We start from the raw sequence: 9,832 nt of genomic DNA, 5'->3' as shown, positions 1-9,832 counted from the left end.
GAGTGTTGGTTAGGCCAGCTCGGCTAGCAAGGCCAGGAGCGCCGCATCTGGCGCCATCACTGCGTCTGCAAGCCCTCGGCTGACGCCGCTTTCGCCCATGAAACAGGCGGCCTGCATCTCGCGCACTGCGTCAGGAGCGAGATTCCGGTTGCGGGCGACCGTGCTAACGAACAGTTCGCCCATGGTGTTGATGTCGGCCTGCGCGGCCTCGAAGGCTTCCTTCGAAAGCGGGATCTCCGGATGGAAGTCCGCTTTACGATCGCCGTATGTGATGAACGTGACTTGATAGCCAGATGCCGTGAGCGCCTTCGACCAGTCGACGTGCATCGTGATCACGCCGATCGAACCGACGCCACCCGTGCGCGGGACGATGATCTTGTCGGTCGCGCTCGCGAGCGCATACGCAGCCGAGTACGCCGATTCGGACAGGATCGACCACATCGGCTTGTCGCCGCGCAGTCCGTACACGGTATCGGCGAGATCGAAACAGCCTGCGACTTCGCCGCCCGGCGAATCGATGTCGAATACGATCGCGCGCACCCCCGGATCGGCATGAGCGGACAGAATGCTTTGCCGGAGTCCGTCGTATCCGGTCATCCCGGAGTACGGACGCAGCGACCGGAGCTTTTGTACGAGCGTGCCGCGCACGGTGATCATCGCAATGCCGGTGTCGGCAATCATGTCGTAGCCGGGATCGACGACGCGGCCGGCGCGAGTGTCGGACTCGTATTCCTCGTCCCACGCGCCGAAGGCCATCGGGCTGATGGTCGATCCGTCGAGACGCCCGATGTGCGATATACCGAGCCGGTCGGCAAGAGACGCCATAACGACTTCGGCCTTCTCTCGCTTGATCGCCAGCGGAGTGTTGAACATCCGCTGGCTCAGAAACGCCAATTGGCCGTGCATAGCCTCTCCAATGTCATTGCGCCTTCGGCTCCTGTGTTACCTCGTCCGCCGTCGCGTCGTCTTTCAGCGTGGATGGAAGGGGAATGCCACGATCCTTGAAGTACTGGATCTCGATCGCGCGCTGATCGATGTTGTCGCGCCAGTCGTTGCCCGACAACTGCGCCGATTCGTCTTCGAGCGTCGAGAGACCCGACTCGATGCCGAGCGCCGCGCCCTGACGTTCTTTCATCGGATCGACGTAGCCGCGGCCGGGACCGATCCACCACGCACGCGTATATGCCGCGCGTGCCATCGCGAACTCAGGCGCTCCGGCCGGGAGCGGAAGCTCGCCGATGTCCATCATTTCCTCGACCATCGCGCACAGAATCGGCTGGCCGAATCCGCGACCGAAGTCGCTCCGGCGCCGATCGAACGTCTTCCACGCTTCAAGCGCGGCAGCGCGATATGACGAGTAGTTGACGTCTGCCCAGTTCTGCGTGATCTGCTGCGCGGACATGCCGGTGCCTGCCGCGACGTTGCGCAGCATGGCATTCTCGAACTCGGCGAAGTTGCCCGCCGGCCGCGCCGCCGACACGGTGTTGATCGCTTCACCAGGGAAGAGGATCGGAAGCCGCGCTCCACCTAGGCGGAGATCGTGCGATTCATGGAAATCCGCTCGAGCGTCTTGATAACCATTGAAGAACTTCTCTTCATCTTCTCCATCGCCGAGCGCCTCGGTGACGAGCTGCTTATCGAACGGGCTCGTCACGTAAGCGCCGAAGATCGCGTTGATGATCGCCGCGTCGAGCTCGGTGCCGTCGTATTTGATCAGCATCTTGAGCCGCTGCAGCACAGGCGTCAGGATGCCCGCGCCGCCGCGATGCTGCGACGCGCGGTCGAAGTCATAGTCGTGGACGACGATCGGCCGGCCCCAATCAGTTTCGGCCGCTATCCGCTCCCACGTCACCTGTTTCCCGCCGCTGAACCAGTCGCCTTGATGCGCCTTCCGGATGTGGTACGCAACGGGCGCACCGTATTCGTCCACCTCGACGCCGCCGCGCATCGTCTGTCGGTCGAAATTCTGTTGCGGGTTCGATAGGCGGTCGGGGTCGATCAGTTGCAGCACGGTCGCATAGCGCGCGCCGCGCGGCAGGCGCTCAGGCATCCACTGAAGGATGGCGAGTGCGTCGCCGTCGACGATCTTGTGGCGAAACGCCAACCGCATCATCTGCGGGATCGTCAGCTTGCGCTGCGCATCACAGAAGTGCGCCGGATCTTCCGACCACGTGCGCCAACCCGCTTCGAGCGCACGTCCAAACTCATCTGCCCAGACGTGATCGAATTTCTTGTTGCCGGTCATCGCGGCGAGCGCGCGGTAATCCGGCTTCGAGATCGGCCGGAAGTCGGCACCGATGACGTTGTCGAGCGTGCGCGTGACCGCCGCCGACGCCCAACCGTCGTTGCGCACGAGATCGCGCACGCGCGAAACGATGCGATCGCGGTACGGGTTGAGTTCGCCATCCGGCGACCAAAGCACCGGGTTCCAGTCCCGCATGTGCTGACTGGACATGTCCGCCGCATCGAATGCGCTGGTGCTGCCGTACCCGCTATAGCTGCCGTTCAGCGCGAGCGCACGGCTCTTGCGCTCCGGCAGCGGCTTCCCGTCCGGACCAAGTAGCTGTACGTTCGATTCCATGCGTTATCGCCGTGTGAAGGTAATTCGGTTTGCTCTGCGGGGCGACGAGACGATGCCGAGCTGCGCTTGCATCAACTGGATTGCCGCAGCAAGCTCCGCGAGGTTTGCGCGCGTGTACGTGACTGAGCGCGTACCGTCGCCCTGCGTGTACGAGTAAGACTCGCCCTGCGCGCCCGTCGACAACTGGATGTAGATCTGCTGCGCATTGGCGAGTGACTGCCGCAGCGCTGTCTGATCCATGCCGGCGAGCAGGCTGCGGCTCGGGTCGAAGCATCGCAAAGTGGTTCTCCTATGCTTCAGCCGGCGAGCCGCCGGATCCGAGAGCGTTTCTCAGGCTGTGCCTGTTTGATGATCGGGCCGTCTGGGCGTACGGGCCGCGCCGCGCTCACGACATCGAGCTCGACCTCCTGCCGCGTCTCCGGAGCAGGCGGCAGGAGATCGGTCGGATCCGCCTGCACCGCTTCGACGCGCCGATTCAACTTCAGGCCCATATGCATCAGGCCGCACAGCGCGGCATAGCCGTACACCCGAATGTCGAGCGCTTCGTTCGCGCGGCCAGGCGGCAACTCCCACACCCGAAACTTCTGCCCGTTGGCGAACTTCGTCACCGAGCGCTCCGATATGAGCTGCGCGAAGTAGTTGATGTCGCGGTCCGTCGGGAAGTGCATGTAGCCGGCCGGGTACGTCAGCACGCCGTCGTTGTCTTCGGGATCGCGCCGCAACCGCTCGCGAATCACGTCCTTCGCCGCATTCACGCCGATGATGACCGGCCGGAACGTAGATTTCGTTCGCGACGAAGGCCGCTTCGTTGGCCAGACAGGTGACCGCGCGCCGCCGCGCGCCGACTCGCCCTTGATCGCCCAGATGCGGCGCCCGAGTCGCGCCTTCGCGAACTCGTACACTTTCTGCGTATGGTGACCACCGGAGTCGATACATGCGGCGGACACCGCGAAGCCGCGACCGTCCGCGCGCCGCCAGACCCTCTTTAGATACTCGTCGACGCGTTTCCAAAGCTCCGCGCTCTCGGGGTCGCCCTCGATGACCGCGTGATCTATCGACCAGCTTTCCTCGTTGTGCCCCCAGCCGATCGTTTCGAGCTCGACGCGATCGTCTTGGACGTCGCCGCCGACTGTGATCAGACCGACGCCGTCGGGCACTTCCGCATCCCAGACTTCCGTGCGAGCCGCCAGCCGCGTCTCGCTCAGCGCGCGATCGCCGCGATCCTCGTAAGGCTCGCCGAGCACGAGGTTAATGAACGTCTGCCGTGCCAGCGGGTCGTCCTTCACGCGGAGCCATTCGGCAACGAGGTTCGACCAGCACGCGTTCGGAAAGAGGCTGTATCCGGCCCAGATATGGAAACCGGCATGCCCCTTGAATGGCTTCGTCGCGCGCCATTCACCGTTCGTCACCATGTCAGCCTTGTCGGCCTCGTGGATGATGCAGCCGTTGTGCCGGCAGACGTAGTAGACGCTTTCCGGAATGCCGTTGCCGTGCTCGTCCTTGTCCCACTTCATGCCGTACGGCGTTTCGGGACTGCCCCACTCGAGCACCTGGCGCTCACCGCAGTGCGGGCAGGCCACGAAGAAGTAGCGCTGATCGCTTTCGTTGAAGCTCTTCTCGATCCGGCTGTAGCCCTTCACCGTCGGCGTCGAGCCGAGGACGATTTTGCGATTCCAGAATGTCTCAGACCGCTTCGTGCCGAGCGCGATCTGATCGCCTTCGTTGCCAGCACCGTCGACCGGATAGGCGTCGACCTCGTCAAACATGACGACGCGTGACGTGATCCGCCGGAAGCCTGCCGGGCTGTTCGCGCCGACAAGCGTCAGGCTCGAACCATTCCGAAACGTCTTCGCGAGGATCGTCTGATCGCTGTTCTTCGCCTTCTGATCGCCCGCGATCGCCGCGAGCACTGGCGTGTCGCGCAGCATCGGCGCGATCTCGGTCTTCGAATAGCTCTCTGCATCCTCGACGCGCGGCTGCACGACGAGAATCGGCGAAGGGTCTTGGTGGATGAAGAAGCCGACCGCGTGATCCATCAGCTTCGTGTAGCCGACGCGAGCCGACTTCATGACGCTGATTTTCTCGACGCTGGGGTCGGTTACTGCATCCAGCATGCCCCTCTGATAACCGAACGCCCGGAAGCGACCGGTTTGCGCACTCGTCTCACGCGAGAGCACCGCATAGCGCTCGGCCCATTCGCTGAGCGTAAGCTTCGGCGGCGGCGTCAGGTTCTGGCGAAGCGCTGCCGCGAGGCCCGCGCGCAACGCCGCATAGCCGCGCGCGTACCGCCGGGTGCTATTTAGGGTTGCCTGCTCCATCGCGAGTGAGTTCTTCGAGTGCTTCTGTGATGACCTCCTGCAACATGTCCTGCAGCTCAGCAGGCGTCTTGCACCGATGGAGACGCGGAGCCTGTTCCGCGGGAATCGACAGCAGGCGGGTTCGGACCTTGGCGTATTCGGTGCCGACGGCTTTCGCCACTTCGGCGACGTCGATCACCAGACCGGAATCGCGGTCGTATTCGAGCTGAGCCTTCAGCCCGAGATAGTTCTCTTTGAAACAGCGCGCTTCGTCGAAGTCGAGAAGCTGCACGTTGCCCGACAAGATGCGGTCTGCGGCGTCCGCCGCGCTCTCGCGCTCGCCGAGCGTTACCTCGCTGGCCGCCTGGGTAACGGTTTTCGGTTTGTTACCCGCCGACGCTTGGGTAACAGGCGGGGTAACAGCCGGCGTGCCGTCGCGCCTGTACTTTTTCAGCAGCGCATTCGAGGCATCGACATCGACTTCATCGCCCGCAAACACAAGCCAGCCGCGCTCCTTCCATTTCGTGACCGTCTTTCGACTGACGCCGTGGAGAGTTGCAAACTCGCTCTGATTCATCGCCGCTGGTGTTACCCAAATTCCAATTTTTTGTGGCTAGAGAAAGATCGCGCGCGCGCAGTGCCCGCGAAGCAGAAGGGCGGAGAGGGACCCGCTTGTAAACCCTACAGGCCACCCCTCCCCAACTCCCCCGCCCCGCCCTCCGAACGCGCATCTTTTACAACCATCCCGCGCGCGCTGGGCTTCAGTAGTTGCCGTCCGCGAGGATGCGAACGCTGGGCTGATCGACATCGATCGCAGTCGCCTCGTGCACCTCTGCGTCGCCCGGCAAGCCTCGTGCGCGCAGAGCGACATTCCGCATGTGCTCGGCAGCCGCTGCGCAATCGGCGACCACTACAGCCGCAACGCCCACCGGCCAGACGCCAGTGAAATCGGTGCAGGTGTAGATCTTCATGTCGCGTCAGTAGCTCGTTGGTTTTGCAACGGCTCGCGTGAGAGCCATGTATCCCTGCTGAAGGTGGTCGTCGGCAAGGCATATCCAACGCCATGGACCGCCTGCGTGCCCAGCGTAGACGGCCTCGCCGTCGATCAGATCCGTCGTGCCCTGACCATGCGCGGCGTTGAGCTCAGGGAGCGTCGGCACTGCGGCAGCCTGCACCGCCTCGACCAACTGCCGCGTTTCTTCCGCGTGCGCCTTGATGCGGTTCATCAAGTCGATTTCGACCTGCGAGAGTTCGCGATAGCCGCTGATCTTTCGATGCTGGTTGTCCATTCAATCATCTCCGCGCAGTTGCGAGCGCCTTTGCGAATGCCGCGCCGAACTCGGCACGATAGGTTGATGCGACCACCTCGCGGCCGCGCTTTCCGAAGTCGAGATGCTGCTTGACCGGCTGGGCATCGCCGAAGCGGATGAGCAGTCTGAGATGGCTGGTCTTGTTCGCGCCGCGCATCGCGACGCCGCGCTTGCCACTGCGCTTGATCGCTTTGACGTCGGTCGGACGCTGCCACACACCGCCAATCGATTCGCCGCTCGCCGTTTTGATCGTGCCGACGAAAATATCTGGCCGCCCCTCAAGACGCTTCAGCGCGGTGCGACTGAAGTTGCCGTACTGGTTAAGCAGCGCCATGTCCTTCGGGTTCAGCCATGTCTTGCCGGAGCCGATGAGCTTGTGCGTGCCGCCAAACTCGTACGGCGCAAGATACGCGGCTGCGATGTCCTTCACGAACACCAGCGCTTCCTGCGTGTTCTTTTTCGCGGCTTTCACGCCGATCGAGTTGACCGTGAAAGGCGTCGGTCGGTCGAACACTTGAGGGAGGGCCGCTTTCTCGGCGGCCTGAACGCGTTTGGCAACCGCCGTCAATGCCTGTGCAGACGCGAACGGCAGTTGCTTGCGTTCGAAATCGTTGAGCCTCCGCGTCAGCGCGTCGAGATCCGACTGAACGCTGATGCGGATTGGGCTCTGCATTACTCGCCGTCCTTGATGGTCGGGTGATTCTTGAGGTCGGCCAGACGCTGAATCAGGCGCTGGTATTCGTGCACGGCGCTATTGCCGATCATGCGCACGAGCGCCTCGATCTCGCCGATGATCGTCAGCGGATGCTCATCCGAGCCAGACCCATTCAGGCCAGCAGAAAGCTCCGACTCCCCCACTTCGGCACTGCCAGCCTCCGCATCAGCGGCGCCACCAGCGTCCAAAGGGACGGCATCCGACGACACGCTTTCAGCCGCCTGCGCATCGAGGTTCGGAGCGGCAGGTGTCGGATTGCGATCCGCCGCGCCCGCGCCGCCCGGATCGGCTTGAGCGTCGGTGACAACCGGCTCAGGTGCCTCGACGTCAGAAACCGCGGCTCCAGTCACTTGCGTACCAGATGCGTCCGCATACACAGCGGAATCGGTCGATTGGTTGCTCGAAGACGTGCCAGCGCTCCCAGACGTTGCGATAACGCCGGGTGCGCCCGTCGCGTTTCCCTGCTCACCTGCCGTATCCGAGCCGGTCGCAAACACAGCCGGGCCCTGAGCAGCCTGGGCATCGCCATCCGTCTGGGCTGGCGACGAGATTTGCTCCCCCACGTTGGCGCTCGGGTCGACGCCCGCTCCGTTTGCGATCAGATCGGGAATCTCGTCGCGCGAGATCTCGCGGATCGGTGCAACAACCGCTTCGCCGTTGTCGAAGATGACGTTCGTGTCGGGATTGAACTTCAGCATAGCAACCTCCGAAAAGAAAACGCCCCGGCAAAAGCCGAGGCGTCAAATCAGGGCAGTTGCCCCGCCGAGGAGACACGCAGGAACGTGTTCGAGCGATGCGCCAAAGCAAAAAACCCGCTGTCTTTCGACTAGCGGGCTCTGGACGCATCTTTCCGACGCAAATAGTACTAGTTGAAATGCGATGACGCAACATGTTCCAGACTATTCCCGAATAGTCCCAACTATTCCCGTCTATTGCCAGCGATTTGCGCCGCCGCCAATACGATGGCGCGCCGCGTCGCTGCGTAGTCTGAAGGGATCACCTCGCTTTCGTTGCTGCCCGAGTTGACCGTCGGCATCATCTCTGCGTCCTCTCCGTGCGTGCAGTACGCTTGGCCGCAGGAGATATGCTCGTTGCATACGGTCAGTTGCATTCGCACCGCCAGGCGCAGCGCATCGCCGTCGTCATCCAGCGGGTTCCATAGCGTCGAGACGCCCGGAATCCACAGCCCGACGACGCCGATCTCGTTTCGGTGTGCGGCGATGTCGGTTCGCCATTCGTATCCCGCGGCACGTGCGGCGGACTCAAGCAGTTCTCCATCTGTCATGCCGACACCTCGACGCGAATCAGATGCCGTGCGACGAGCATTGGGAACAGGCGCTCCTTCGCCGCTTGATACGTCGCGTGTTGGTCGCCCGCGCGGCCGCTGCTCCACACCTGATAGCCGCTTTCCTTGTTGCGCATACTGGTGCTGATCGCTGCACGCTGCTCCGGTGGCAGCGCATCGACGCATAGCTGCACCTGCTCGGATTGTTGGTCATCCGCCCATTGATACGCGTCCTCGGCGTCCTCTTCGGCGTTCGCCGGCGTCTCGTAGCCGCGGCAGGTGCGATCCTCCGGGCGGTAGAAGTGCGAGAGCGTCTCTCGGTGCGACTGGCGGATCTGCCAGCGATACCATTCCAGCAGCATTTCCTCGATCTGTTCGCTCTGTTCGCGCGTCATGAAAACTCCCTCGTTGTATTTTCTGCACCGACGCATCTCGTAGACGCTGAGCGATGCCTTCTGAAAAGCCTTGTTGCAGATGAACTTCGTCGTGCCGCCCCAGCGCGAGCGGATCAACTCGGCGCATCCGAGGCAAGTGCCCGACTGACGCTCTTCGAGCACGATCGCCGGGTCACGGAAGTCCCCGCGCCTCACATCGCCACCATGAAGCTAATGCCCCAGTTCATAAGCCACGCGACGAAGCTGTCTCGCAGTTCAGCGTTGCGCGGGAACGGGAACTCGACTTCGAGCGAATCGCCATCGCTCTCAATCTGGCCGGCGAACGGGCAACCGTCGAAGGCGATGACCTTGGCGCCCGTCACTCCGTCGATGTGCTGCCTGCTCGTGTCGATCAAGCTCTGCGGCACGTCCGCGTATTGGATGTAGGCGTGCGCGCTCATTCCATGCTCCCGATGGCGTTGGAGTAAGCGGCCATTACCATCAGGCAGACGAGCGTCCACACGAGGACAAAGACGATTGCTTGTGCGTCGGGCGTCATTTCCGCTCCTTACTTGACGGAGATGTCGGGGACGATCACCGACGGCTTGAAGACCACCTTGTAGTGGTATGCGCTGACGTTGGCCGCGTCGAGCTGCTCCACGAAGTAAGTCACGTTGTCCGACAGCCCAAGAAAGTGTTTCCTGAAGTTGGAGGGGCCGGTTTTGCACGTTATCGTCACTTCGCGGCTCTTGTCCGCGTTCCCGAGCGAACAAAGCCCTTCGATGCTCAGCATGTACTCGCCTGTGATGCCGTTGTAGAACACGACGCGTCGGTTGATCTCGAAATTGTCAGCGGCCTTCGAGAGATTGCGTGACGCGACGTCCGCGTCATTACAGGCGGCCAGTGCGGACAGGCAAGCTACCGCGAGAGCCAATTTTTTCATTTCGTCACCTTCGAGGGTTGCGGGATATTCCAAGTACGGCGGCGGATGCCAGTGACGGCGTAAAACCAGTCGAAGTCGGCAGGAAGCGTTTTCATGCTGTCTCTCTCACGTCCATCTCATTCATGCCGCTCGCGAGGAACGGCGCCAGTGTCTTGCTGTTGTCGTCGATGAAGGCACGCGTCCGATAGACGCCAGCCTCTACCCACCCATCGTCGAGAACCGGGATCCCTGCTCGCCGGTCCTCCGGAATCCATGCATCAACCCAGACAAACGGCCGGGTTGTGTTCTGCGCCTTCGGAAGCGCCACCCTGTAGACCGTCGTCTCCA

Annotated in this window: 13 protein-coding genes; all 13 read right to left on the bottom strand. The window is 62.5% G+C overall.

The window, feature by feature from the left end; all coding sequences use genetic code 11:
* Positions 1–9: 9 nt before the first annotated feature.
* Positions 10–906, bottom strand: a complete 897-nt coding sequence (locus NCT05_RS17640; protein ID WP_250502823.1) for a S49 family peptidase — start codon at positions 904–906, stop codon at positions 10–12.
* Between the two features lie 13 nt (positions 907–919).
* Positions 920–2,440 carry a phage portal protein gene (locus NCT05_RS17635; RefSeq protein ID WP_250502878.1) on the bottom strand — a complete coding sequence of 507 codons (1,521 nt, stop codon included), beginning with the start codon at positions 2,438–2,440 and terminating at the stop codon, positions 920–922.
* 144 nt (positions 2,441–2,584) lie between these two features.
* Positions 2,585–2,860: a gpW family head-tail joining protein gene (gene gpW / locus NCT05_RS17630; protein WP_241484916.1), complete on the bottom strand. Its 276-nt coding sequence runs from the start codon at positions 2,858–2,860 to the stop codon at positions 2,585–2,587.
* 17 nt (positions 2,861–2,877) lie between these two features.
* Positions 2,878–4,899 (bottom strand): phage terminase large subunit family protein, encoded by a 2,022-nt coding sequence (locus NCT05_RS17625; RefSeq protein ID WP_250502822.1) that lies wholly within the window; start codon positions 4,897–4,899, stop codon positions 2,878–2,880.
* A complete protein-coding gene (locus NCT05_RS17620; protein WP_250502821.1) occupies positions 4,877–5,455 on the bottom strand; it encodes a hypothetical protein in 579 nt (192 codons plus the stop codon). The genes NCT05_RS17625 and NCT05_RS17620 overlap by 23 nt, the downstream gene beginning before the upstream one ends.
* A gap of 184 nt (positions 5,456–5,639) precedes the next feature.
* Positions 5,640–5,849, bottom strand: coding sequence for a hypothetical protein (locus tag NCT05_RS17615; protein ID WP_250502820.1), 210 nt, complete (start codon positions 5,847–5,849; stop codon positions 5,640–5,642).
* A 6-nt stretch (positions 5,850–5,855) separates the two neighbouring features.
* Complete coding sequence (locus NCT05_RS17610; protein WP_250502819.1) at positions 5,856–6,167, bottom strand: Acb2/Tad1 domain-containing protein; 312 nt, start codon at positions 6,165–6,167, stop codon at positions 5,856–5,858.
* Positions 6,168–6,171: 4 nt separating this feature from the next.
* Positions 6,172–6,624: a hypothetical protein gene (locus NCT05_RS17605; RefSeq protein ID WP_250502818.1), complete on the bottom strand. Its 453-nt coding sequence runs from the start codon at positions 6,622–6,624 to the stop codon at positions 6,172–6,174.
* Positions 6,625–6,860: 236 nt separating this feature from the next.
* Positions 6,861–7,601 carry a hypothetical protein gene (locus NCT05_RS17600; protein ID WP_250502816.1) on the bottom strand — a complete coding sequence of 247 codons (741 nt, stop codon included), beginning with the start codon at positions 7,599–7,601 and terminating at the stop codon, positions 6,861–6,863.
* A 221-nt stretch (positions 7,602–7,822) separates the two neighbouring features.
* On the bottom strand, positions 7,823–8,188 hold the full coding sequence (locus NCT05_RS17595) for a hypothetical protein (RefSeq protein ID WP_250502815.1): 366 nt from the start codon (positions 8,186–8,188) through the stop codon (positions 7,823–7,825).
* Positions 8,185–8,778 (bottom strand): hypothetical protein, encoded by a 594-nt coding sequence (locus NCT05_RS17590; protein ID WP_250502813.1) that lies wholly within the window; start codon positions 8,776–8,778, stop codon positions 8,185–8,187. Before NCT05_RS17590 ends, NCT05_RS17595 begins: the two co-directional genes overlap by 4 nt.
* Entirely contained in the window at positions 8,775–9,023 is a 249-nt protein-coding gene (locus tag NCT05_RS17585; protein ID WP_034474013.1) for a hypothetical protein, read from the bottom strand. The genes NCT05_RS17590 and NCT05_RS17585 overlap by 4 nt, the downstream gene beginning before the upstream one ends.
* A 107-nt stretch (positions 9,024–9,130) precedes the next feature.
* A complete protein-coding gene (locus NCT05_RS17580; protein WP_250502811.1) occupies positions 9,131–9,505 on the bottom strand; it encodes a beta-sandwich lipoprotein in 375 nt (124 codons plus the stop codon).
* Positions 9,506–9,832 lie beyond the last annotated feature (327 nt).

The sequence above is a fragment of the Caballeronia sp. AZ7_KS35 genome (genome assembly GCF_023631045.1).
Classification (GTDB): Bacteria; Pseudomonadota; Gammaproteobacteria; order Burkholderiales; family Burkholderiaceae; genus Caballeronia; species Caballeronia zhejiangensis.
Note: the sequence above shows the minus strand (reverse complement) of the source record. Positions and strands in the feature narration are given on the sequence as shown.